Here is a 22,771-nt window from a genome sequence, read left to right as displayed (position 1 = left end):
AGTGAGCGGTAGTCCGTAACCGCCGGCAGCAAGGGAATCCCTATGCGCACTCTCGATCCGTTTCTCATCGACCAGGACGTCACGGCGGCCGTCGACTCGGTGCTCCGCGACATCCTCCGTCGGCGCCAGAAGGAAGCGGAGGCAGTGGATTCCCTCTTCGCCGCGGACATCGCCGACCGCGTGGCGCGGTTCACCTTGCGGGGAGGCCGGCGTCTGCGGCCTCAGTTCGTCTGGTGGGGCATGCGTGCCTGCGGCGGAGACGCCGCGGTGGCGGATGTGACCTTGCAGGTGGCGGGTGCTCTGGAGCTCGTGCAGACGTGTGCCCTGATCCAGGACGATGTGATGGACGGTTCTCCGCTGCGCCGGGGGCGTCCGTCGGTCCACGTGGACATAGACGCCCAGTACGGCACGCAGGGGCGCGAGCGCCCGTGCGGCACGTTCGGGCGTGCCGCGGCCGTCCTTGCCGGGGATCTGGCTCTGGCGTGGGCCGACGACACCTTCGCCGAGGCGATGACCGGTACTCCGTCCACGGGGCCGGCGACCGCCCTGTGGCGGGCGATGCGCACCGAGATGGTCGCCGGCCAGTACCTGGACCTGCATGCGCAGGCGACGGCCGATCACTCGCCGGCTCAGGCGGTTCGCGCCGCGATGCTGAAGACAGCGACGTACTCGGTGGAGCGCCCGTTGATGCTGGGCGCCACCCTCGCCGGCGGCTCCGCCACAGCTGTCGGCGCTCTCGGTGAGGTCGGCAGGGAGGCCGGTGTCGCTTTCCAGCTTCACGACGACCTGCAGGGGGCGTTCGGTGACGCCGATGCCACCGGCAAGCCAGCGGGCGAGGACCTGCGTGGGGGCAAGTCGACGTATCTGTTGGCCGTCGCCAGGGAGCGTTGCGAGGCGCGCGGAGACCGCGTGGGAATCCGGGTACTCGACCGGGTCCTCGGCGCCCGGTCGGAGGTGGCCGAGGAAGAGGTGGCCGAGGAGGAGGTGCAGCGGGTGCTGGAGCTCCTGGTCACCAGCGGGGCGCGCGACCGGGTCGTGGAACAGGTGGAGCAGCTCTGCAGCCGCAGCGAGGACGCTCTGGAACGAGCGGGGCTCGATCCTGCGGCCACCGCTCGCATCGGCCGGCTGCTGAGGGAGGCTTGCGGCCGGTCCGGCGGCAACGGGGCTCAGCGCGTCCCGGGCTCGGGACCGGTGTGTGCGGGCACCGAGGGTGCGCGGATCGGGGGCGTGCGGTGAAGGCGCTACCGGGCCGGACCGATCATGTCGTCGTCGTGGGTGCCGGCTTCGCCGGCCTGTCCGCCGCGCTGCACCTGCTCGGCGCGGGACGGCAGGTGACGGTGGTCGAACGGGACGAGCAACCCGGCGGCCGCGCGGGTCGCTCCGAGCGGCTGGGCTACCGGATGGACACGGGCCCGACCGTCCTGACCATGCCCGACCTCCTCGACGAGGCGTTCGCGGCGGTGGGCGGGCGTCTCCGGGACCACGTCGATCTCATCGCCCTGCATCCGGCGTACCGCGCGGCGTTCGCGGACGGCAGTTCTGTCGACGTGCATACCGACCCGGAGGCCATGGAGACGGAGGTGGCGCGCTTCGCCGGGCCGCGAGAGGCCGAGGGGTACCGCAGGCTCCGCCGATGGCTGACCGATCTGTACGGACTGCAGATGCGCCGGTTCATCGACGCCAACTTCGACTCTCCCGTACAGCTGCTCCACCCTGATCTGGTGCGACTGGCGGCGGCGGGCGGCTTCGGGCGTCTCGATCGCGCGATCGGCCGCTTCCTCGAGGATGAGCGCCTGCAGCGAGTGTTCTCCTTCCAGTCCTTGTACGCCGGAGTGCCTCCGTCGCGGGCCCTGGCCGCCTACGCCGTCATCGCCTACATGGACACCATCGCCGGCGTGTACTTCCCGCGGGGCGGCATGCATGCCGTTCCCGTGGCCATGGCCCAGGTCGCCGCGGCTGCCGGGGCCACCTTCCGGTTCGGTGCGGCCGTACAGCGTCTCGAACGCCGAGGGGACCGGATTGCCGCCGTCGTCACCCAGCACGAGCGGATTCCCTGCGACGCGGTCGTCCTCACCCCCGATCTGCCGACCTCGTACGAGCTGCTCGGGCGTCGTCCCCGGCGTCCCGTCCGGCTGCGCCACTCCCCCAGCGCGGTCGTCCTGCACGCGGGAACGACCCGGACATGGCCCCAGTTGGCTCACCACACGATCTCGTTCGGATCCGCCTGGAGCGGCACGTTTCACGAGCTCACCCGTACGGGGCGGTTGATGAGCGACCCGTCCCTGCTGATCACCCGGCCGACCGCCACCGACCCGTCGCTGGCCCCGGACGGTCGTCATCTGCACTACATCCTGGCGCCGTGCCCGAACACGGAGGTGGGCCCGGACGCGGTTCGCTGGGGTGAGTTGGGGGGCCGGTACAGGGATGCGTTGATCGTGGAGCTGGAGCGCCGTGGTCTGTGCGGGCTGGGCGAGTCGATCGAGGCCGAGTGCCTCGTGACGCCGGCGGACTGGTCGGGCATGGGGCATGCGGCGGGGACCCCGTTCTCGGCGGCGCACACGTTCGGGCAGACGGGGCCGTTCCGGCCCCGCAATCTGGTGCGCGGCACCGAGAACGTGGTTCTCGCGGGGTGTGGCACCACCCCTGGGGTGGGTGTGCCCACGGTGTTGATCTCGGGCAAGCTCGCGGCCCTGCGGGTCACGGGTCGCATTGCCGGTGGTGGACACCGTGCCCGGAACGCTCGGGCGGGCGTGGTGGCCGGGACCGGTGGCGGCGGTCGGGGTGGTGCGGCGTGACGGCCCGGGAGCTGGACGCGGCGGGAATCATCCATCCACGCCTGCGCGCCGCCTACGCCGCCTGCCGTCGGCTGAACGCGCGTCATGGGAAGACGTACTTTCTTGCCACCCGGCTGCTTCCCGTGGACCGAAGGTCCGCGGTGCACGCGCTGTACGGATTCGCGCGGTACGCCGACGACATCGTCGACGATCTGGGCAGCCAGGCGGGCGTGGATGAGCGGAAGGCGGCTCTGGACGCCCTGGAGTCGCAGTGGCAGGTCGCGATCCGGGGTGGTGAGGTGTGCGAGCCGGTCGTCCTGGCGGCCGCGGACACCCGTGCGCGCTACCGCATTCCGGCGCGCCATTTCATCGACTTCCTCCGCTCGATGCGCAGTGACCTGTCCGTCACCGACTACCCGACCTACGCCGACCTGGCGGCCTACATGCACGGCTCGGCGGCTGTGATCGGGTTGCAGATGGTTCCGGTTCTCGGCACGGTGGTGCCCCGTCCGGAGGCTGAGCCGCAGGCGGCGGCCCTGGGCGTGGCGTTTCAGCTGACGAACTTCCTCAGGGATGTCGGGGAGGACCTCGACCGCGGCCGTGTCTACCTGCCGGCCGACCTCTTGGCGGCCCACGGCGTCGACCGGGACCTGCTGCTGTGGAGCAGGCTGACGGGGTGCCGGGATGCACGGATCACGCAGGCGCTCAGGGCGGCCGCCGCGATGACCCGCTCGGTGTACAAGGAGGCGGAGCGCGGCATCGCCCAGCTGGAGCCCGTCTCCGCCCCGTGTGTCAGGACGGCTTTCGTGCTGTACCGCGACATCCTGGCGGCCATCGAGAGCGATGGGTTCGCCGTGGTGCACCGCCGGGCGGTCGTCGGTCGGCGTCGGCGGCTTTCGGTGGCCGCGCGTGGCTTCGGCCGTGCTCTCGCTGCCCGATCGTCCCTCCCCCGCCTCGGTCGGCTGTCTCGGAGAAGCGACGACGGCGACGAGGCAGCCGGCCTCGGGGCCAGCCAGAACCCGGGAACGACTGTCGGCATCGCGGCGAAGAGGGGAAGCGAGTGACGGTGAACAGGACGCGGCCCATGGGACGCATTCCTCTGAGACTGAGGCGGCGGCCCGTGGCCTGGGATCGGCAGCGGTCGACATGGCGTGCGGCACGCCCGGCCGTGATCGCCTCCGCGGTCAAGCGGGCCAGGGCGCGTCCATCCGGAAATTGGTACGTCGTCGCCGCCGGCCGCGACGTGCGCTCCGACAGCGCGCTCGGAAGGAACGTCGCAGGGGTCGAGCTGGTGCTGTGGCGCGATGCCCACGGGGTCGCGGTCGCGGGCCCCGGTGCCTGCCCGCACCTGGGCGCGCCGCTGAAGGACGGTGCCGTCACCTGTGGCACGCTGATCTGCCGCTGGCACGGAATGAGCCTGAACGGGAAGTCGTACGCCGGCTGGGAACCACTGCCTGTCCACGACGACGGAGTCCTGGTGTGGGTACGGCTGGACGGCGTGGGCGGCGAGTCGCCCACGGAACAGCCTGTGGTGCCGGTACGTCCGGCCGCGAGGAGCTCGTTGAGCGCCGTGTACACGGGCGTCGGGGCGTGCGAACCGGAGGACGTCGTGGCGAACCGGCTGGATCCCTGGCACGGAGCCTGGCTGCACCCCTACTCCTTCGTCGATCTCGAGGTCCTGACGGTGCCTTCCGACGACGTCACGGACGAGGACGACGTGCTTCTCGTGGATGTCGCGTTCAAGGTGGCCGGGCGCGCTGTCGTTCCCGTACGCGCGGCCTTCAGCGCGCCGGAGCCCCGGACCGTGGTGATGCGCATCGTGGCGGGCGAAGGCGAGGGCTCCGTGGTGGAGACCCATGCCACGCCTCTCACGGAGCCGGGGGCGGCCCGCCCCCGTACCGCGGTGATCGAAGCGGTCGTGGCGGCCTCGGACCGCCGCGGGTTCGCGATCGCTCGTGCGGCGGCTCCCTTGCTGCGCCCGGTGATGCGCGCGACGGCCGGTCGGCTGTGGAGGGACGACCTCGCCTACGCCGAGCGCCGCTGGGCGCTGCGGAGCCAGGGACGGTTCCCGGGCTGAGCAGGAGGACCCCGTCGGTCTCGTCGGGCGCGGATCAGCCGGCTCACCGGAGTTCGGCCACGCGTGCGAGGCTGCGGAGGAGGGCGGATCGGCCGTGTGCCGGAACGGTCCACAAAGTCTGCCCGCGCAGGCCCCACCGGCGCAGGTGGGCGTTGGCTGCCAGGAATCCGGTGGTGGCGGCCCGCTCCATCAGGGCCACCGGGAGGTCGGTCCGCACGAGGTCGCCGGCGACGGTGACGCGCGGGTCCGGGGTCGAGACCGTGGGCCGGTCCCGGTGGCTGCCGACGGCGAACAAGGGGCAGTCGGCACGCCACAGGTGGTGCTGGTCGACGACGCGGGCGGATCGGGTCTCGGGGTAGACGCGGTGCAGTTGTTCGATGAGGTCCTCGGCCAGGCGCTCGCGGTCGGCCGAGGGATCGGCCGCGTAGGCGTGGAGTTCGATGACGCAGCCGCCGGTCTTCTGTGACCAGCGGGCGGCTTCGCCTTCCCAACGGTTCAGCACGCTGATGTTGTCGAGGGGGCCGTAGCCGCTGGTGCCCAGGAATCCGGGGCGGTGGGAGGCGACCGGCCGGTCGAGCCAGATGCGGGACACCAGGAAGGGGGGCGCGACGTGGAGGCGGCTGATGCCGGCGCGCCAGGTGTCGTCGCAGAGGTGGGGTGAGTGTGCTGCCAGGGAGCGCAGGCCGGTGGTGTCGAGCGCGAGGACGACGGCGTCTGCGTGGTGAGTACCCGCGGTGGTGACGAGGGTGAGGCCTCCGTGGGCGGAGGGTTCGATGGCCTCGACGGCGGTGCCGGTGAGGATGTCGGCGCGATGGCTTTCGAGGTAGCGGGCGAGCGGGTCCCACAGGGCTTGGGGGTAGGGCTCGTCGGGCACGTCGAACAGCAGGCCTTCGGAGGAGCCGAGGAAGTAGATGTGGAACATGAGGGCGAGTTCGGCGGCCGAGAGGTCGCGCGGGTCGGCGAAGAAGCTGCGGGAGAAGACCTCGAAGGCGAGATGGCGGGCTGCTTCAGGGAATCTGATCCGCTCCAGCAGTTCGTGGGCGCTGATGCCGTCGTAGTGCTCGTACAGCTGTGGGAGACGGACGTCGAGAAGCGGCAGGGCCGCGCGTGCGTCGAGGCGGCGCATGTCGCGCCAGCCGAAGCTGGGGCTCAAGGCCGCGAATCCCAGGGCGCTCCAGGGCGGGGTACGCGGCACCCGGGCGAAGCTGTCGTAGAGGCCCGAACTGTGCCGGAGCGGGTAGTCAGGCAGGCGCCGCAGTCGCTCCAGGGCCGGGTCGACGCGCCTGAGGAGCCCTCGGAGGTTGTAGTACTGCCGGAAGAAGGCGTGAAACCCGCGGCTCATGGTGACGCCGGAACCGTCGGCGAGTTGCAGGGGCCAGCCGGCCAGGCGGCCGCCGAGCGTGCCCTCCCGTTCGTACAGGGTGACGCGGATGCCGCGCTCGGCCAGGAGGGTGGCCGCGGCGATCCCGGCGATGCCCGCTCCGACGACGGCGCAGCGGGGCGCCGCTCTCCCCGCACGCGTGCGGCCTGGAATGGCGGGAAGCATCACTGCCTTGCGGTCGCGTCCGCGGCGAGCTGCCGTGACGGAGAAGTCGGTCATCTGCGCTGGCTTTCTGGCCGGGGCCGGATCAGTGAGGTGTGCGGGAGAGCAGAGGGAGTTCGGCCGCGGTGCGCAGCATCGGCAGGATCGGGGTTCGCAGCCCGATGAGCAGGTCCTCGGCCGGCCGGGTGTCACCGTCGAGAAAGCGCAGCAGGCGCTCGGTGGAGACATCCCGGAAGAGGCGGCTGAAGAACGGGGCGCCAGGGATACGGCCCGAGCACAGACCGCGGAGCAGGGTGGCGTCCATGCTGAGGTGGCGAGGCGGGTACGCGGGAGGTGGCACGGGTACACGGCCGTGGTGGAGCGCGTCGGCGACCGCGCGTGTCTGGCGCTGGATCGCGGTGAAGGCGTAGCCGGTGGAGGGCCTCACCGCTCCGCCGGCGGCTCCGATACGAAAGACGTGGCGTCCGGCCCGCCGCTGGTGGTGCGCGTCCGTCATGGGGATGACGCCTTGCTCGGTCCCGAGGATGTCGAACCGGCCGAGGCGAAGAATCTCGTCCGTGTAGTGGCGCAGGGCTGCGTCGTAGGCGGGTGCGTGCAGGGCGGACGGGCTGAACTCCGTGTACTCCACGAGGGCTTCTCGGGGGCCGGTGGGCAGCACGTAGCCGAAGGACAGACCAAGCCGGGGCTGCGGGGTGCGGAAGTCCATCAGTTCCACGACGTGGGGGTGGAGCACCGGCTGGTGCGTGCGTACGAACCAGCCGCGGAAGTGCTGCAGGAGAGCCACCCGAGAGGACACGGTCCGGGGTGGGCGGGAGTCGAAGACCCACCGTGCTCGCAGGGCGAGCGGGGCGCCGTCGGGTGTGCGGCAGGTGAGCTCGGCGCCCTCGTCGAGGTCGTCGATGTCGGTGACGACCGCATCGATGCGGGTGAGTCCGCCCAGCCGTGGCAGCAGGCCACTGGTGAAGTCGGGCGAGCGGAGCATCTTGTACCGGTAGGCCCCCATGCCGCGCACCGGGCCGGAGCCCTGGGAGTCGCGCACGCGCAGTGCCCCCCAGGACGCGGTCAGGAGGTCGTCGTACTCACCGGGACCTCGCTCCCAGTAGCACCAGGTGCGCTCCGGGGGCCGCAAGGGGCCTACGGGAGCGTCGACGAGCGTGACGCGAGGTACGACGACGCCGGCTGGAGGGTTGAGCAGACGCCAGGCGAGCGACAGCCCGGCAGCGCCTGCTCCGACGATGACCACATCACTGCAGGTCGACGTCATCCGCTCTCCCTCGACGACGGGTTCGGCTTCGCGCGGTTCGGGCACCCTCGTCCGGCCTGCGCGGGCACGGACCGGCTCCCTCCGGGCGTCACGGCACCATGCCCGGGTCGGGCGTCAGGCACCATGCCCGCCATCGTCCCGTCGACCGACGCGAAAACCGTGATCGACACAGGCGAGTCGCTCAAGGCGACCCGAGTCACCCATGGGGATCCGTACCGGCGTCGACGGCGCCGGACAGCCCCGGGTGGATCAGAAGGCCGGCCGTGGGTGGATCAGAAGGCGACGACTCGGGCGATGAAGAAGCCCGCCACGATCACCGCGCCGATGACGACGAGCCAGAGCCAGAAGGCCGGATGCTCCCAGATGCCTCCGTCGGCACGTTCTTCGTGCGCCTCGGCAGTGGACCCTTCAACCGGCGGAGTCTCCTCCGGTGGTACGAGTGGATCGGTCATGATCAGAAGTTCCCGTCGTCGAGAGCCAGTCCCCCTCCCGGGTCGCACGGGCGACGCCAGGATGCGGGTGGGGTAGCCGTCGGCCGGTGCGCTGCCGTTCTTCAGCCCCGTGTTCTTCAGCCCCGGCCGGCATGGCGCGGACCTCGGCCCGGCGCATGGGGCGCGGCCCCCGCGGTCCTCTCGCCGGCCACGGGAACCGGGAGTGATCGCGTGTCGAGGGCTCCGAAACCGATGAGCGGCTGCCCACCTCGATGGATGGCAAACATGATGTTGTTCCGCCGTCACCCGCGATCGGATGGGATCGTCCACCGTCGCACTGTGTCCTCCTCGACGGTGAGCCACGTGCCGTCACCGAGCGGCACGGCGGCGACCCCTGCCAGCTGCGGGTAGTCGACTGCGGCGAGGGGCCTGAGCGTGTGGGCGTCGAGGAGGAGATGGGTACCCTCCTCCGCCCACTGCTCCTCGGCCGCCACGACCAGCACCCGTTGGTCGTCGACGAAGCCCGGGGTGTAGCCGACGAACACCCACTCCTCGGGCAGCACGTCGCCGGCCTCGACCAGGACGTCGTCGGCGCCTTCCTGCGTGCGGCAGAGGTAGCCGCCGCCGACGTCCTGGCCGATCAGCACCCCGTCCGCGCCGAGGCCGACGTAGGTTCCTCGGCGGTGCCCGCCGCCCTGATGCCGAGCCCGCCGTCCGTCCAGGTGACCAGAAGGCAACGGGTGCCGTCCTGGCCCATGGAGGCGGTGAGCAGGACCTTGCGGCCGACGCTCCGCCGGCGGCGGGAGGAGGTGGGTGAGCCGTTCCACGTCAGGGTGCATCAGGGTGTCTCCGGGAGGGGGCTCAGGGCTGGGGAAGGTCAGGAGGGTGACGCGGTTAGTCGTGCCGCGCCTTCGTGGGCTGACCAATGGTTGACGTCCCAGCGTCACGGCACCGGGAGTGGTCCCGGGCCGCCCGAGCGATCCAGGGCAGCCCCGCGTCCACATGCGTGGGGGGACGTGCGATCAGGAGTGCAACTCGTGGCAGTTGAAACGGGATCCGTCGACGTCAGCCGTTCGGCGCCTCGAACGTGTGCACCGCAGTACGGAGGGTCTCTAGACCGGGCTGCGCAGGGTTGATCAGTACGACGAAGTCCGGCAGGGCTCCCGGAACGGGCCGCCCGGCTTCGTCCTGACTGCCGGATTCGGCCTGCCAGTCGATCAAGTGGACGACCACGGCATAGCGGCCCACGGGGATCACCTCGAAGCGGAGCCCCGCTCGCGACGACGGTCCCTCTTCGTTGCCTCGCGCATGCGCTCGGCATCGACCGTGAACAGGCCGGCCGCTGCCCAACGGACAGCAGACGGGCCAGGCCCTCTTGACCGGCTTCACTCTCCGAGTGCGAACGACGCCCGAACCTGCCACTTTGTGCCGTCGTGAACGATGAGCTCAACCGACGAGACGTGGGAGGTGAACGGGAGCCCGCCCGCGAGGTCGGCCTCGATCTCCTCCAGGACGGCGCCCTCCTGACCCTGAGCGATGGTCAGGTGCGGGACGATCTCTGCGAATCGGCCGCCGTACGGCGGAGCCTCAGGCCAACGATCGGCGATCGCCTCCGTGAGCTGCCGCAACGGCGTGTCTGGCTCGGGAACGAGATAGAGCACTTCCGGAAGCCGTCCGCATCTCGCGAACCGCAGGTCGAAGGCCGGGTGGCTGCCCAGCATGTCCGCGAGTGCAGTGTGGACCAGCGCGTCTATTCGACTCTCGTCGAGGAACGGGAAGAGCACGGTGACATGGGCGGGAACACCGGCCCGGGCTGAGGGGTCCAGCCGTTCACGCCACCTGCGAACGGACGGCTCCGCCTCAGGGATCCGGACGATGAGTCCCGTACGGCCCGCCCAGAACCCCCTGGTGATTTCCTCTGCCATGACCTGCATGGTGTCAGTTCTGCCGCGGACTTCGCAGGTTCTCTTCAGCAGCACGATCGCGTCGATCGGTGCAGCACGTCAACGCGTTGGATGGGCACGAGCGTTGCGTGCAGGACCTGGTGTCGGCACGGTCGGCCGGCGGCCCGCACCTGTCACGATCCGTAGGCACCTGGGAGCAACCACAGAAGCTGCGCCGGAACCGGTCGACGTACGAAGCATGGCCCCCTGGTCCGGCCCCTACGACGGACCGCCGACCCGGCGCCGATCCGGACGACGCTCCCTAAGGGCTGTCCCGTGATCCGCGGTGGGTCGGTGCACGGCGTCGGATGCGGTGCACCGCAAGGCGGAGGGTCGTCCTCATACTGGGCGTATTCGGGCGATCCGACAACGCCGCGAGGTGCCGTAGCCGACGCCGTGCGCCAACCCACCGCGGATTACGGGACAGCCCTTAGCTTGATCTTTAACGTGCGTTGTCGAACGGTGGGTCGTACTTGATCACTCGGTTCGGTAACCGCCGTACACGGAAGCGGCCTTCGTCTGAACATGTGCTCCGACCAAGGAACACACACGTCCAGCACGAAGGCCGTGAGGATGAGTCTGCAGCATCACGATGCCCGGCGAGAGCCGTTGGCGGATCTGTCACGCTTCCGGGGCGAGTTCTACTCCTGTCTCACCTCCCGTTCGGACGCTCTGTTCGAGCTGACGGATGCAGTTCTGTGCGGGGACGGGCCGGTGAGATCACTGGCCGAACTGTCGCTGGTGGGCGAACACCGACGCGGGCACGGAGGGCTCTACGCCGCCCTCGCCCAGGGCCGCATCGACGCCGACCGGATGCGACACACCCTGGCTTCGGTGCCGCTGCCACGAGCAGTCGACGGCCGAATCGTCCTGGCCGTCGACGTCACCTGCTGGCTGCGGCCGGACGCCCACACCTCACCGCAGCGGATCCTCTGCCACACCTACGGCCGCGGCAAGGACCAGCACATCCCCGTTCCCGGCTGGCCCTACTCGATCGTCTGCGCACTGGAACCCGGCCGAAGTTCATGGACCGCGCCGCTCGACGCGTTGCGTCTGGCGCCCGGGGACGACACCGCCACCGTCACCGCCCGACAGCTGCGCGACCTGGTCGAGCGGCTCATCACCGCAGGCCAGTGGCAGGCCGGGGACCCGGACGTCCTCATCATCGCGGACGCCGGATACGACGCACCCCGCCTCGCCTTCCTCCTCAAGGATCTGCCGGTGCAGGTGCTGGCCCGGATGCGCTCGGACCGTGTCCTGCGTCGCCCGGCACCGCCCCGGCAGCCTCACACCAGGGGCCGGCCGCCCCGGCACGGAGGCGAGTTCGTCTTCGGACAGCCCGACACCTGGGGCACCCCGGACACCGACACCGTCACCGACACACGCCTCTACGGCACCGCCCTCGCACGCTCCTGGAACCGGCTCCACCCCAAGCTCACCCACCGCTCGTCCTGGGCCGCGGCCGACGGCACCCTCCCGATCGTCGAAGGGACGGTGATCCGTCTGGACATCCAGCATCTGCCCAGCGGCGCCACCCCGAAGCCGGTCTGGCTGTGGTGGTCGGGAACCGACGCAGACGCAGCGGACACCGACCGTCTCTGGCAGGCATACCTGCGGCGTTTCGACATCGAGCACACCTTCCGCCTGTTCAAGCAGACCCTCGGCTGGACCTGCCCGAAGATCCGCACCCCCGAGGCGGCGGACCGCTGGACCTGGCTGATCCTCGCCGCCTACACCCAACTACGACTGGCCCGACCGCTCGCGGCCGACCGCCGCCGCCCCTGGGAAAGGCCCGTTCCCGCGGACAGACTCACCCCCGCACGGGTCCGCCGCGACTTCCGGCACATCCGCCCGCAAGCCGCCTGCCCGGCCAGAGCACCGAAACCCACCCACCCCGGACCCGGACGACCACCCGGCCGCAAAAACACCCGGCCCACCCCACGCCACGACGTCCACACACCCCGCAACACACAGCCGGCCAACCAGCGAGCGAAGAAATCGACCACCCCACGGCCCCGCCGCACAGGTTAAAGATCAAGTTAGGGGAGGCGAGCGAGCACGTGGGCGTCGAGGAAGCCCCGTTCGGAGGCCGGGTCGTGGAGCAGGCGGGCGACGATGTCCAGTCCGGCCGCGGTCAGGAGTTCCGCGAGCCGGTCCACGGGCCAGCTGTAGGCCGGCGTCACCTTGTGGTCGAAACGGACGGGCTCGGGCCCCTCGGTTCCGAAGAACGAGACCAGGAGCAGACCTCCTGGCGCCAGAACCCGTACCTGCTCGGCGAGCAGCGCGGGCAGTTCCCCGGGTGGGGTGTGGATCATCGAGTAGTGGGCCAGGACGCCGCCGAGGGTGCCGTCCTCGACCGGCAGCGCTTCCATCCGTGCCTCGTCGAACCGAAGCGTTGGATGGGCCCGCCGGGCATGGTCGACCATGGCCGGGGAGAGGTCGAGCCCGATGGCGTCCAGCCCCAGGTCGTGCAGCATGGCCGTCAGGTGTCCAGGCCCGCACCCGACGTCGGCTGCCCGTCGGTTCCCCGTCCCGCGCACCAGCTCGGCGAAGGTGCCGATCATGTTCCGCGAGAACGGTTGTGTCTCCAGCCGGTTGGCGAACTTCGACGCATAGAGCTCCACGACCCCGTCGTAGGCCGCCCTGGTCTCCTCCTGATGTCCCCTCACGGGAAGGGAAGCTAGCACTCGCGCACGTTCGCAGGTCCTCCTGGTCCGTGGCGCTTCACCCGTGACGGGCCGGCTGCCCGGCCGCAGAGCCGGTGGCAAACGGAGCGCGGGGTCGCCGGGTCCTCTGTACCTCCGACGCGGGAGGGGCGATCGATTGACGGCCGACCACCCCGATGCCGGTACGGGGCTCAGGTGTGGATGCGGCTGTTGGTGCCGTCGTGGTGGTCCGCGTGCTCGTCATCGAACCAGTAGTCGCCGGCGGCCAGATAGCGGAACGAGTGCGCGCTGTGCGCAGGGAGGGACACGCGAGCGGCTCGGGTGCCGTCGCCGCGGGGTTCGAGGGGGTGAGCGGTGGGGTTCCAGTGGTTGAAGTCCCCGACCACGCTGACCGGCCCGTCCGGGCTGTTCTCGGGCAGGACGAAGGTGACCTGGGTCCGGCCCTTGAGCCGCTTGCGTTCGAGCACGGTGATCTCCAGCCGTAGTAGTCGGGGTGACCCACGCGTCGTCGCCCGCCCCCTCACGGGTTCCGGGTCGAAGTCGCCGCGGGCATGTCTGCCGGCCACCCGACCGGTCGCTCGCCATGACCGCACGAGTGACGCCCAGAGGGTGGAGGCAGGGGGCGGGTCCGTTGCGGGGCCCGGGCCAGGGTTCCATCGACCGGCCGGGCCCCGCATGCGTGGACTCTCGTCGCCCTGCCACCGTGACACGAAACCGCCCCCACCGCCGCGCCAGGCCCTTCGGATATCGGCCGTTCGGGCGACCCCACCGAAACGGGGTCCACGGTCATGCATCCCGGGGACGACCTCCACGCTGCTCCGGTGAGAGCCACCGCACGGGCACCTGCAGACCACGCCACCGCCGTCGTGGAGACGGGGCAAGGACCGCCGCGCTCCGCCCACAGCCGCGCTCCCGTGGCGACGGGCAGAGCGGGCACGTACGGCCGCTCGCCGGGCTGCATCCTCATGCTCGTGCGTACGGCTCAGCGCACGGGCGAGGGCGAATCGCGGTCTGCGAGGATGTCCGTATGGACGTGCGGAGCAGGAACCACGTGACGGTGACCGGGCGGGCCGGCGCGCCCGTGGTGGTGCTGGCGCACGGGTTCGGGTGCGACCAGAACATGTGGCGTCTGGTGGTGCCGGCGCTGGAGCGGGACTTCACCGTGGTCCTCTTCGATCATGTGGGTTCGGGGAACTCGCGGCTGTCGGCCTGGAGCCGGGAGCGGTACGGGACGTTGGACGGCTACACCGACGACGTGCTGGAGGTGTGCCGGGAGCTGGCGCTGGGGCCGGTCACGTTCGTGGGGCATTCGGTGAGCGCGATGATGGGGGTGCTGGCCGCTGCCCGTGAGCCGGAGGCGTTCGCCGGGCTGGTGCTGCTCGCTCCGTCCCCGTGTTTCATCGACGACCCGGCCACGGGCTACCGGGGCGGATTCAGCGCCGCCGACATCGACGAGTTGCTGGAGTCGCTGGACGCGAACTATCTCGGCTGGTCGGGCGCGATGGCCCCGGTGATCATGGGAAATCCGGAGCGTCCCGAACTGGGTGAGGAGCTGACGAACAGCTTCTGTCGCACGGACCCGGAGATCGCGCGGGTCTTCGCCCGGGTGACGTTCCTGTCCGACAACCGCGCCGACCTCGCGGCGGTCGGGGTGCCGACACTGGTCGCCCAGTGCTCCCACGACGCGATCGCCCCGCCGGAGGTGGGCGCGTTCGTCCACGAGCGGATCCCCGGAAGCCGACTGGTCACGCTGAACGCGACGGGCCACTGCCCCCAGCTCTCCGCCCCGGAGGAGACCGCCGCGGCGATCGCCGCGTTCGCGGGAGCGACCCCGTGATGTCCACAGCCGACGAGACGGACGGCGGCAAGGACCCGGCCGAGGACAGGGCGCCGACGGACGAGGAGGCCCGGTTCTCCGAGCTGCTGGAGGACAGCGTCGAGGACCTCTACGAGCACGCCCCCTGCGGGTACCTCTCCACCCTGCTGGACGGCCGGATCGCCAAGGTCAACGCCACGCTGCTGGACTGGCTCGGCTACGAGCGCGGCGACCTGGTCGGCCGCAGGCGCTTCTCCGACCTCCTGACCGTCGGAGGCCGGCTCTACCACGAGACCCATTTCGCACCGCTGCTGCGGATGCAGGGCGAGATCAGCGGTATCGCCCTGGAACTCAAGGCCGCCGACGGCTCACGTCTGCCCGTCATGGTCACCTCGACGGTCAAGACCGGCAGTGACGGACAGCCCCTGCTGATCCGCACCACCCTCTTCGACGCCCGCGACCGCCGCGCCTACGAGACGGAGCTGCTGCGCGCCCGCCGGGAAGCCGACCTGGAGCGCGACCGCCTCAAGCTCCTGAACACCACCCTGCAGAACACCCTGCTGCCGCCCGTGCTGGCGAACGTGCCCGGCCTGGACGTCGACGCGTACTACCACATCGCCTCCGTCGACGAGGTCGGCGGCGACTTCTACGACCTGTTCCCCCTGGCCGCCGGCACCTGGGGCCTGTTCCTGGGCGACGTGTGCGGCAAGGGTGCCGCCGCGGCCGCCGTCACCTCCCTGGCCCGCTACACGCTGCGCGCCGCCGCCGTCTACGACCCGGACCCGACCGCCGTCCTCGCCAACCTCAACACGGTCCTCAGCCACGAGTTCAACGGCACCGACCCGCGCTTCTGCACGGTCGTCTTCGGTCTGCTCACCCCCGACCCCCAGCGAAGCGGCTTCCGCATCACACTGGCCAGCGGCGGACACCCCCCAGCCCTGCTGATGCGCGCCGACGGCACCGCCGACTACCTGCCCACCCCCGGCGGCCAGCTCATCGGTGTCCTGCAAGACGTACACATCTCCACCACCACCGTCCACCTCGCCCCCGGCGACACCCTGCTCCTGCACACCGACGGCCTCACCGAGGCCCACACCGCCGCCGGCCCCGACGGCCGCTACGGAGACGACGCTCTCCTCGACTTCGGCCGTGCCCTCGCCCCCACCACCGCGTCCGACACCATCGGCGCGGTCCGCGACCTGCTCGACACCTTCACCGGCGTGGACGACGACACCGCCGTCCTGGCCGTCCACGTGCCCCGAGCCCTCAGTGAAGAGCCACAGTGACGAAGCAACTGACCCTCCGCATCCGCACCACCGCCACCGGCGCGGTCATGGAACTCGCCGGGGACCTCGACCACCATACCGCCCCCGAAGTACGCGACGCTCTCCCACAGATCGACCTGCGCCGGGGGCAGCAGCTCGTCCTCGACCTCGGGGCGATCACCTTCTGCGACTCCAGCGGCATCACCGTCCTGATCGCCGCCCGCAACCATGCCCTGGCCGCCGGCGCGGCCATCGCACTGGCCGCGGTCCCCGAACGCGTCACCCGGATCTTCCGCATCGTGGGCCTGGACCAGGTCTTCCCCAGCCATGCCAGCGCCCAGGCCGCGGAGGACGCGTGGCAGCCCAGCACAAGCTGACCGCGGGCCGGGCCTTCGGCGCAGGATCAGCAGACCGCCGCCGAGGTGGACCAGGCCGGCCGGGCGAGCAGGGTGCGGTCGACCCGGCCCCTCGTTCAGGCCCTCAGCAGGGGCCGGCTTTCCAGTAGTAGGCGACGAGGTCGGCCCGGTACTGCGGGTCGGCTCGTTGGTCGGAGGAGAGGTACTGCGGCGCGTCCTCGACCTGCCCCTTGGTCAGGCTCAGGTGAATCGTGCGTGTCCCGTGGTCCATCCGCGTCACGGCGCCCGCGGGGATCAGGAGCTTGCCGAAGATCCACGCTCCCGCGTCCACCACGAGATACGCGTCGTCTCGTTCGTCGGAGTGTTCGTCCACCTCACCGATGGGGCCGTCGGTGGCCTCCACCTTCCATCCCGCCAGATCGGTACCGATCACGTGGTCGCACCCGGGACCGAAACACCATGGACTGTCCGTCATCTCGCCGCTCCTCGCTTGCATGGCGTCGTTCGCGCGACGACCTTGCACCCACCTACCTCGGAAATCCCCTCCCATGCACGATCACGGGCGGCTGAGTCCGGCGACGAGCGGGTGAGAGCGTGCCGGCCTGCCGTCGTGCGTCGGGCACAGCTTCCCGACACGACGGGCGACCCGCGGGCGACCCGGGCGCGGAGAACGAGGAAGGTCCCGAGGGGAACATCGTGCGAGTCAATACACCTAGGTCCTGTCCGGGCGCTCTTCGAGGATCGGCCCGCGGCGTCGGATGTGGTGTATCGCAAGTCGGAGGATCGCCCTCGTACTGGGCGTACTCGGGCGACTCCGACAACGCCGCGAGACACCGCAGCCGTCGTGGAGTGGCTGCTTGGTCATCTTGGAGCGGCCCTCGATGTCGCGCTTTTCGGCTTCCTCGTCCAGCTCGTCCTCGCTGCGTTCGGACGAGGCGCGACGAGCAGGTGGGCGGTGGGGTCGTTCGGGCCGCCTGCCGCCTGGGGCGGGGGCGGGCGCCCGCCGGGAGAGCCCGGGGAGCTCAGGCGGCCAGTTTCGTCGCGGTGCCGCCCGACGCCACACCCGGGCGGGGACGACGGACCTGCGGGGTCAGGAGGAGGGTGTCGGCGACCTCCAGTGCCTCCTCGATGCTGGTCGAGCCGGTGATGTCGCAGAGGGCACGGGAGATGTTCCGCAACGCCTGCGCGTCTCTTCTCTCACCGCGCGCCTGGGCGATGCGCAGATCCGCGTAGCGGGCCAGCATGGTTCGGATGTCGTGCGAATCGGGTGCGAGCACAGATCGGTCCCTTGGTAGTCGGCCGGGGCGTTCGTGTTCCCCGTCGACGCCCGGGCATGCCTCCTCGGCATGGCCGGTCGGGAGCAGGGCTGTCGGGAGCACGGCTGATCGGGCGGGGTACTCCGCGCACTTCCCCGCGGCCGCCCGGCGTGGCGGCCTCACCGGGCGATTCGTGCTCCGACCGCCCGGAGGTACGTGGTGCCGACCGCGCCGGCGGCGCGCCCGTATCCGTATCGAGCGGGTAGGGAGGCCTCGATCGGGCAGTGGCCCGCCATGATGACCCGTCGGCAGCACCGCCCCTCCGACTCGGGACCCCTGAAGGACCGGGTCGTCGTGGTCACCGGCGCCGCTCGGGGGCTCGGTGAAGGGCTGGCGCACGCCCTGGCCCGGCGCGGCGCCCGGCTGGCCCTGCTCGGTCTGGAGGAGGAACGTCTCGCCGTACTGGCGGCGGCCCTGCCGGGCCGGTCGGCCCACTGGACGGTCGATGTCGCCGACGCGGACGGACTCGCGGCGGCCGCAGAAGCCGTGCGGGACGCCCTGGGCGAGCCCTCCGTCGTCGTCGCGAACGCCGGCGTAGCCCTCGGCGGCCCGCTCCTGGAGTGCGAGCCCGCGGCCTGGCGGCGGGTCGTCGACGTCAACCTCGTCGGCAGCGCGCTGACCGTCCGGGCCTTCCTCCCCGGCCTGCTACGCACGCACGGCTACTACCTCCAGGTCGCTTCCCTGGCGGCTCTCGCTCCCTCGCCGCTGCTCACGGCGTACTGCGCCTCCAAATCCGGAGTGGAGGCGTTCGCGCACGCCTTCCGCGCAGAGGTCGCCCATCAGGGGGTAGCGGTCGGCATCGCCTATCTGAGCTGGGCCGACACCGACATGATCCGTGCCGCGGACGAAACCGCGGTCTTCCGCGAGCTGCGCACGCACATGCCCTGGCCCCTCTCCGCCACGCACGGCACCGCGCCCTTCGTCCGCGCCATGGTCCGGGGCATCGAACGCCGATCCGCCCATGTGTACGCCCCACGGTGGCTGCGCGGCGCCAACGCCGCACGGGCGTGCCTGCCGTCCGTCATCACGTACCGTTCCCGGCAGGTCCTCGCGGCGCACGGGGACGCCCCCTTGCCGACCACCGGCCTCCTCGGCCCCGGCGGCTCTGCCGCCGGCAGCGCGGGGCCCGACCACCCAGAGCTCCGTGCCGAGGAGGAGCCCCGGCCTGCGGAGTAGCCCGGGGCCCATTCCGGTGGTGGGTGTGCCGAGCGGGGGCGAGAGCGAGGTGTGCGGTGAGGCCGCAGCGCCTCCGTCGTGCCATCGACACCGAGATCGAGAACGGCTACCTGAACCCGCGCCGCAGCGTCCGCGGCGCCGACGAGACACTGCACCGTGCACGGAAGGCCGTCTCTCTCGCGGAGCGGGCCATGGATCATCTGCGTTCGATGACCCGAACCCTGCACCACGCACTCGACAGCGAAGAGCTCGGCGACCTCCCCGCGGGTTTCCGGCCCCGGTTCAGCTCCGTGCTGCGGGCGGCGGCCTCCGCGATGGCAGAGATCGGCCGGACCTCGCCCACCGAGCCGGGTCGCCTCGACGCCAGGTTCGACGGAGCGGATGCGGATCTCGACCGCGCGGGTGAGCAGGAACGGAACGCCTCCGCGGATTCTCCGGCCGTGCACGCCCTGCAGGGCACCCTCCTCACGGACGCCTCACGCCTCCTCGACGACCTCCGCGCCGGGCGACGCGACTTCATCGCGACGTCCTGACAGGCGGTACTCACCGTCCGCGGTGTCCGAGCCCCGTCTCCTCGAACCGCTGCCACGGTCTCGACCGTCCTGTGACCGTCGCGCGTCGGACACCGGGCGGTTCCCGTGATCTCCCGCCCCGGAGGAGGACGGCGGGTCTCCGAGCCCGGCGCCTGGAGCCGTGCCGACCTTGGGCCGGGTGCCACGTCCGACTGTTCATGCATGAGTCGCTCGTGAGGGGCAAGCCGCCAGACATGCACCGCACACCGAAGCCGCAGAGCAACGAGGGGCGCGAGCCCGAAGCCGCCCGTGGTGCCGAGAGCCCGGGGCCTGACGAGCAGGTCGAGGAGCAGGCGCCGGATCAGCCCTCGCAGCTGAACAGGCGTTCGTGGATGGCGGTGCTCCGGGGCACGGTGAAGGAGTTCAAGAACGACGAGCTGGCCGACCGGGCGGCGGCGCTGACCTACTACGGGATACTGGCGCTCTTCCCGGCCCTGCTGGTCCTGGTGGCCCTGTTGGGTCTCGCCGGCGAGTCGGCGACCAAGCAGGTCCTGGACAACGTGCAGAAGCTGGCCCCCGGCTCGGCCCGCGACGTGATCAGTGGCGCGGTTCAGCAGCTGCAGGGCAACGCCGGTGTCGGTTCTCTCGTGGCGATCGTCGGCCTGGCCGTCGCGCTCTGGTCGGCCTCGGGCTATGTGGCCGCGTTCATCCGCAGCTCCAACGCCGTCTACGACGTGCCGGAAGGCCGCCCTGTGTGGAAGGTCCTTCCGCTGCGACTCGCGCTGACGCTCACGCTGATGATCCTGGCCGTCGCCAGTGCCCTCATCGTGATCTTCAGCGGCGCGCTCGCCCGGGAGGCAGGTGCTGCTCTGGGGGTGGGTGACACCGCACTGACCATCTGGTCGATCGTGAAGTGGCCGGTCCTGGTCCTGCTCGTCACGATCATGATCGCCATCCTCTACTGGGCCGCTCCGAACGCCAAGGGCCGCGGCTTCAAGTGGATCACCCCAGGCAGCCTCCTGGCCCTGCTGATCTGGATGATCGCCTCGGCCGGCTTCGCCTTCTACGTCGCGAACTTCGGCTCTTACAACAAGACCTACGGCGCCCTTGCCGGGGTGATCATCTTCCTGGTGTGGCTGTGGATCACCAATCTGGCTGTTCTCCTCGGCTTGGAGTTCGACGCCGAACTGGTCCGCCAGCGTGCCATCGCCGGCGGATACCCCAAGGACGAAGAGCCCTACGTGGAGCCGCGGGACACGCGCACCTGGAGCGACGAGGACCGCCGCCGTATGGAATGACCGACACGCACGGAACCTCCCTGCGCCGCAGTCAGGAAGCAAGCGCCCCTCCCACCGGACGCACCCCGCGCCGGCCGGACGCGACCGGCGTGTGCCCTCGCGGTCGTGCTCACGGCCGGCCACCGGTGACGTGCGCAGCAGCGTGACCCTGCGGAACCCGCTTCTCGAGCGCGCTCGCCGCGAGTCGGGGAGGAAGCATGGAAGAGCGGTGACAGCGGGCTGCGGCCGATCGTCCGCGTGGCTGCGGCGGCGCGCGGCTCGTGACAGATTCTTCGGACTGCGACGGCCCCGGAGGGCGGGATGTCGAGAACGTGCCGTCGGCTCCGTCCCAGGCACATCAGTGGCCGTCACTGGCCGCACGAGAGAGAAGGAGAAGCCTGGCATGGCGATCCAGCGGATGGACAACGTGGGCATCGTCGTCGAGGACATGGAGGCCGCCATCGCGTTCTTCGTGGAACTCGGGATGGAGCTGGAGGGCAGGGGGGAGGTCCAGGGCCTCTTCGCCGACCAGTGCACCGGACTCGACGGCGTCCACTGTGAGATCGCGATGGTCAGGACCCCGGACGGGCACAGCCGGCTCGAGCTGGCGAAGTACCGCAGCCCCGCGGCGATCAGCACCGGGCCGCGCAACCGGCCGCACAACATCCTGGGCACGCACCGCGTCATGTTCGCCGTCGACGACATCGAGGACACCGTCGCCCGCCTGCGCCCGCACGGCGCCGAGCTCGTGGGCGAGATCGCCCGGTTCGAGGACAGCTATCTGCTCTGCTACGTCCGCGGCCCGGAGGGCATCATCATCGGCCTCGCCGAGCAACTGGCCTGAGCAGGCGGACCCGAATCGGCGCTCGTCGGCGACCTCATCCGTCAGACGGGCGGCCGCACCGCGGCCGTGACCGGGCCGGTCACGCAGCTACGCCGTAGCCACGCCGCGGACCCCGTCGGCCGGGAGGACGCGCTCCGGATCGTCGCGCTCCTCCAGGCGCTGGGATCGAGGGATGCCGACGCGCAGTCGCGGCCACGTCGACCCCTCCCAGCGGCCAGTCGCCACGACCCGACCGTCAACGCCGGTCCGGGCCATGTCACAGATCTCCGGGCCGACTTGTCTGGAGAGTGAAAGACAGACGGTGACGTGGACGGATGGTGGACATGCGCGTGCTCGTACGGGGCGGAGGGGTTCCGCGGCAGTGGTCGGGGCCCCGGCAGGATCCGCCGGGTGTGATCCTGACCGAGGGAAACGGATTCGCGAGCGCCGAGGCCCAGCGGATGCTCCGCCGGCAGCTGCGTCGCCCGTCGGGGCGGCCGAGCGATGAGCAGGAGCCCGCGTGACGCGAACCGAGGAGTTCCAGCAGCTGCGGCCGCTGCTGGCATCGATCGCCTACCGGATCCTGGGCAGCGTGACCGAGGCGGAGGACGCCGTCCAGGAGACCTGGCTCCGTTACGAGGCCTCGTCGACCCCTCCCGACTCGGTCAGGGCCTATCTGGCAGCCGTGGTCACGCGGATTTCCATCAACGTCCTGCGTTCCGCCCGCGTCAGGCGGGAGGAGTACGTCGGGCCGTGGTTTCCCGAGCCTTTGCTCACGGACCCCTACGAGGACCCCGAGCGCTCGGCCGAGCTGGCGGACTCGGTGTCGATGGCGGCGCTCCTGCTGCTGGAACGACTCACCCCGCTCGAACGCGCGGTCTTCGTGCTGCGCGAGGTGTTCGACTTCGGCTACCCCGAGATCGCCACGGCGGTGGACCGCTCGGAGGCGGCATGCCGCCAACTGGCGGTCCGGGCGCGCCGTCACATGGCGGAGGGTCGACCGCGGTTCGAGGCCGACCGACGTGAACGCGAGCAGCTCGCGACACGGTTCTTCGGTGCCTTCGCCGAAGGAGACGTCGACGGTCTGCGGGAACTGCTCTCCGCGGACGTGAAGTTGGTCGCGGACAACGGTGGCAGAGCTCCGCAATGGGCCGAGGGCTTCTTCGGTGCCGACCACGTCATCGAGGTGCTCGTTTCCTCCCTCCCGGCGTTCGTGCGCATCGGCGGTGTCGTGGAACCGTGCCAGGTGAACGGCCGGCCGGGCGCGATCTTCCGTGTTCAGGACGGGAAGGTCATCAGCACCTGGACGCTCGACGTCCTCGACGGGCGGATCCAGGCGATCCGCACGGTGAGCAACCCCGAGAAACTCAGGCACGTGGGTCCCGTCACGGACGCCTGGGCGGTCCTGCGCGACATGCAGCGGGCCGCTACGGGCCCCGGCTGATCGGCGGCGCCACCCGCATCGGAGGGCGTGCGGCAGCCCTGTACCGCCTCGTCGACGAACTGCCGCCATGGGCACGGGCGCTCCGCCG

General features: G+C 71.0%; 23 protein-coding genes. 13 read left to right on the top strand and 10 right to left on the bottom strand.

Going from position 1 to position 22,771, the window contains the following annotated elements; translation table 11 throughout:
• Nucleotides 1-42: 42 nt before the first annotated feature.
• Genes ACE1OA_RS34590 through ACE1OA_RS34575 form a run of 4 tightly spaced genes read left to right on the top strand, consistent with a single transcriptional unit; the run spans nt 43 to nt 4,851 of the window.
• Nucleotides 43-1,236 (top strand): polyprenyl synthetase family protein, encoded by a 1,194-nt coding sequence (locus tag ACE1OA_RS34590; RefSeq protein ID WP_384873234.1) that lies wholly within the window; start codon nt 43-45, stop codon nt 1,234-1,236.
• The gene (crtI, locus tag ACE1OA_RS34585; RefSeq protein ID WP_432753985.1) at nt 1,233-2,795 is read left to right on the top strand and encodes a phytoene desaturase family protein; all 1,563 of its coding nucleotides are present in this window, start codon (nt 1,233-1,235) and stop codon (nt 2,793-2,795) included. The genes ACE1OA_RS34590 and crtI overlap by 4 nt, the downstream gene beginning before the upstream one ends.
• Nucleotides 2,792-3,838: a phytoene/squalene synthase family protein gene (locus ACE1OA_RS34580; RefSeq protein WP_432753984.1), complete on the top strand. Its 1,047-nt coding sequence runs from the start codon at nt 2,792-2,794 to the stop codon at nt 3,836-3,838. The genes crtI and ACE1OA_RS34580 overlap by 4 nt, the downstream gene beginning before the upstream one ends.
• 20 nt (nt 3,839-3,858) lie before the next feature.
• Nucleotides 3,859-4,851 carry a DUF5914 domain-containing protein gene (locus ACE1OA_RS34575; RefSeq protein WP_356606057.1) on the top strand — a complete coding sequence of 331 codons (993 nt, stop codon included), beginning with the start codon at nt 3,859-3,861 and terminating at the stop codon, nt 4,849-4,851.
• Between the two features lie 43 nt (nt 4,852-4,894).
• On the opposite strand, the gene ACE1OA_RS34570 is transcribed toward ACE1OA_RS34575, so the two are convergent.
• The 6 genes from ACE1OA_RS34570 to ACE1OA_RS34545 all read right to left on the bottom strand — a co-directional run bounded on the left by ACE1OA_RS34570 (nt 4,895) and on the right by ACE1OA_RS34545 (nt 10,014).
• On the bottom strand, nt 4,895-6,451 hold the full coding sequence (locus ACE1OA_RS34570) for an FAD-dependent oxidoreductase (RefSeq protein ID WP_432753983.1): 1,557 nt from the start codon (nt 6,449-6,451) through the stop codon (nt 4,895-4,897).
• A 28-nt stretch (nt 6,452-6,479) separates the two neighbouring features.
• Nucleotides 6,480-7,658 carry a lycopene cyclase family protein gene (locus tag ACE1OA_RS34565; protein ID WP_356606053.1) on the bottom strand — a complete coding sequence of 393 codons (1,179 nt, stop codon included), beginning with the start codon at nt 7,656-7,658 and terminating at the stop codon, nt 6,480-6,482.
• A gap of 272 nt (nt 7,659-7,930) precedes the next feature.
• Nucleotides 7,931-8,110 carry a DUF6480 family protein gene (locus ACE1OA_RS34560; RefSeq protein ID WP_356606051.1) on the bottom strand — a complete coding sequence of 60 codons (180 nt, stop codon included), beginning with the start codon at nt 8,108-8,110 and terminating at the stop codon, nt 7,931-7,933.
• Nucleotides 8,111-8,391: 281 nt separating this feature from the next.
• On the bottom strand, nt 8,392-8,826 hold the full coding sequence (locus ACE1OA_RS34555) for a hypothetical protein (protein WP_432753982.1): 435 nt from the start codon (nt 8,824-8,826) through the stop codon (nt 8,392-8,394).
• A gap of 328 nt (nt 8,827-9,154) precedes the next feature.
• Nucleotides 9,155-9,337 carry a hypothetical protein gene (locus ACE1OA_RS34550; protein WP_432753981.1) on the bottom strand — a complete coding sequence of 61 codons (183 nt, stop codon included), beginning with the start codon at nt 9,335-9,337 and terminating at the stop codon, nt 9,155-9,157.
• A gap of 137 nt (nt 9,338-9,474) precedes the next feature.
• Nucleotides 9,475-10,014: a 2'-5' RNA ligase family protein gene (locus ACE1OA_RS34545; protein WP_432753980.1), complete on the bottom strand. Its 540-nt coding sequence runs from the start codon at nt 10,012-10,014 to the stop codon at nt 9,475-9,477.
• 591 nt (nt 10,015-10,605) lie between these two features.
• Between ACE1OA_RS34545 and ACE1OA_RS34540 the strand changes: the two genes are divergently transcribed.
• Nucleotides 10,606-12,063: an NF041680 family putative transposase gene (locus ACE1OA_RS34540; RefSeq protein WP_432752769.1), complete on the top strand. Its 1,458-nt coding sequence runs from the start codon at nt 10,606-10,608 to the stop codon at nt 12,061-12,063.
• Nucleotides 12,064-12,071: 8 nt separating this feature from the next.
• Here the strand turns inward: ACE1OA_RS34540 and ACE1OA_RS34535 are convergent, their stop codons facing one another.
• Together ACE1OA_RS34535 and ACE1OA_RS34530 are read right to left on the bottom strand one after the other, a co-directional pair.
• Nucleotides 12,072-12,701: a class I SAM-dependent methyltransferase gene (locus ACE1OA_RS34535; protein WP_356606043.1), complete on the bottom strand. Its 630-nt coding sequence runs from the start codon at nt 12,699-12,701 to the stop codon at nt 12,072-12,074.
• Between the two features lie 188 nt (nt 12,702-12,889).
• Nucleotides 12,890-13,165 (bottom strand): isoamylase early set domain-containing protein, encoded by a 276-nt coding sequence (locus tag ACE1OA_RS34530; protein WP_384873546.1) that lies wholly within the window; start codon nt 13,163-13,165, stop codon nt 12,890-12,892.
• 560 nt (nt 13,166-13,725) lie between these two features.
• On the opposite strand from ACE1OA_RS34530, the gene ACE1OA_RS34525 reads away from it, so the two are divergent.
• From ACE1OA_RS34525 to ACE1OA_RS34515, 3 genes are read left to right on the top strand one after another with little or no spacing between them, the layout of a single operon-like run.
• Entirely contained in the window at nt 13,726-14,535 is an 810-nt protein-coding gene (locus tag ACE1OA_RS34525) for an alpha/beta fold hydrolase (RefSeq protein ID WP_384873543.1), read from the top strand.
• Entirely contained in the window at nt 14,535-15,800 is a 1,266-nt protein-coding gene (locus ACE1OA_RS34520; RefSeq protein ID WP_384873540.1) for a PP2C family protein-serine/threonine phosphatase, read from the top strand. The genes ACE1OA_RS34525 and ACE1OA_RS34520 overlap by 1 nt, the downstream gene beginning before the upstream one ends.
• Complete coding sequence (locus ACE1OA_RS34515) at nt 15,797-16,156, top strand: STAS domain-containing protein (protein ID WP_386540581.1); 360 nt, start codon at nt 15,797-15,799, stop codon at nt 16,154-16,156. The genes ACE1OA_RS34520 and ACE1OA_RS34515 overlap by 4 nt, the downstream gene beginning before the upstream one ends.
• A gap of 103 nt (nt 16,157-16,259) precedes the next feature.
• On the opposite strand, the gene ACE1OA_RS34510 is transcribed toward ACE1OA_RS34515, so the two are convergent.
• Together ACE1OA_RS34510 and ACE1OA_RS34505 are read right to left on the bottom strand one after the other, a co-directional pair.
• On the bottom strand, nt 16,260-16,568 hold the full coding sequence (locus tag ACE1OA_RS34510) for a PRC-barrel domain containing protein (protein WP_356606033.1): 309 nt from the start codon (nt 16,566-16,568) through the stop codon (nt 16,260-16,262).
• 589 nt (nt 16,569-17,157) lie between these two features.
• Nucleotides 17,158-17,412: a DUF5133 domain-containing protein gene (locus ACE1OA_RS34505; protein WP_386540583.1), complete on the bottom strand. Its 255-nt coding sequence runs from the start codon at nt 17,410-17,412 to the stop codon at nt 17,158-17,160.
• Nucleotides 17,413-17,688: 276 nt separating this feature from the next.
• Here ACE1OA_RS34505 and ACE1OA_RS34500 point away from each other — a divergent pair, with 276 nt between their 5' ends.
• From ACE1OA_RS34500 to ACE1OA_RS34480, 5 genes are all read left to right on the top strand, one after another.
• Nucleotides 17,689-18,627, top strand: coding sequence for an SDR family oxidoreductase (locus ACE1OA_RS34500; protein ID WP_386540683.1), 939 nt, complete (start codon nt 17,689-17,691; stop codon nt 18,625-18,627).
• A gap of 56 nt (nt 18,628-18,683) precedes the next feature.
• The gene (locus tag ACE1OA_RS34495) at nt 18,684-19,160 is read left to right on the top strand and encodes a hypothetical protein (RefSeq protein ID WP_384873526.1); all 477 of its coding nucleotides are present in this window, start codon (nt 18,684-18,686) and stop codon (nt 19,158-19,160) included.
• Between the two features lie 233 nt (nt 19,161-19,393).
• Complete coding sequence (locus ACE1OA_RS34490) at nt 19,394-20,437, top strand: YihY/virulence factor BrkB family protein (RefSeq protein ID WP_384873523.1); 1,044 nt, start codon at nt 19,394-19,396, stop codon at nt 20,435-20,437.
• 382 nt (nt 20,438-20,819) lie between these two features.
• Entirely contained in the window at nt 20,820-21,260 is a 441-nt protein-coding gene (locus ACE1OA_RS34485) for a VOC family protein (RefSeq protein ID WP_356606019.1), read from the top strand.
• A 499-nt stretch (nt 21,261-21,759) separates the two neighbouring features.
• A complete protein-coding gene (locus ACE1OA_RS34480) occupies nt 21,760-22,683 on the top strand; it encodes an RNA polymerase sigma-70 factor (RefSeq protein WP_432753979.1) in 924 nt (307 codons plus the stop codon).
• The last annotated feature ends 88 nt before the right edge of the window (nt 22,684-22,771 follow it).

The sequence above is a fragment of the Streptomyces sp. JL2001 genome (assembly GCF_050917515.1).
Classification (GTDB): Bacteria; Actinomycetota; Actinomycetes; order Streptomycetales; family Streptomycetaceae; genus Streptomyces.
This window is presented reverse-complemented; position numbering and strand designations above follow the sequence as displayed.

Coding starts and splice junctions, on each gene's coding strand:
- ACE1OA_RS34590 (WP_384873234.1), top strand. CDS start 43: ATGCGCACTCTCGATCCGTTTCTCATCGACCAGGACGTCACGGCGGCC.
- ACE1OA_RS34575 (WP_356606057.1), top strand. CDS start 3,859: ATGGGACGCATTCCTCTGAGACTGAGGCGGCGGCCCGTGGCCTGGGAT.
- ACE1OA_RS34570 (WP_432753983.1), bottom strand. CDS start 6,451: ATGACCGACTTCTCCGTCACGGCAGCTCGCCGCGGACGCGACCGCAAG.
- ACE1OA_RS34565 (WP_356606053.1), bottom strand. CDS start 7,658: ATGACGTCGACCTGCAGTGATGTGGTCATCGTCGGAGCAGGCGCTGCC.
- ACE1OA_RS34560 (WP_356606051.1), bottom strand. CDS start 8,110: ATGACCGATCCACTCGTACCACCGGAGGAGACTCCGCCGGTTGAAGGG.
- ACE1OA_RS34545 (WP_432753980.1), bottom strand. CDS start 10,014: ATGGCAGAGGAAATCACCAGGGGGTTCTGGGCGGGCCGTACGGGACTC.
- ACE1OA_RS34540 (WP_432752769.1), top strand. CDS start 10,606: ATGAGTCTGCAGCATCACGATGCCCGGCGAGAGCCGTTGGCGGATCTG.
- ACE1OA_RS34525 (WP_384873543.1), top strand. CDS start 13,726: ATGGACGTGCGGAGCAGGAACCACGTGACGGTGACCGGGCGGGCCGGC.
- ACE1OA_RS34520 (WP_384873540.1), top strand. CDS start 14,535: ATGTCCACAGCCGACGAGACGGACGGCGGCAAGGACCCGGCCGAGGAC.
- ACE1OA_RS34500 (WP_386540683.1), top strand. CDS start 17,689: ATGACCCGTCGGCAGCACCGCCCCTCCGACTCGGGACCCCTGAAGGAC.
- ACE1OA_RS34490 (WP_384873523.1), top strand. CDS start 19,394: ATGCACCGCACACCGAAGCCGCAGAGCAACGAGGGGCGCGAGCCCGAA.
- ACE1OA_RS34485 (WP_356606019.1), top strand. CDS start 20,820: ATGGCGATCCAGCGGATGGACAACGTGGGCATCGTCGTCGAGGACATG.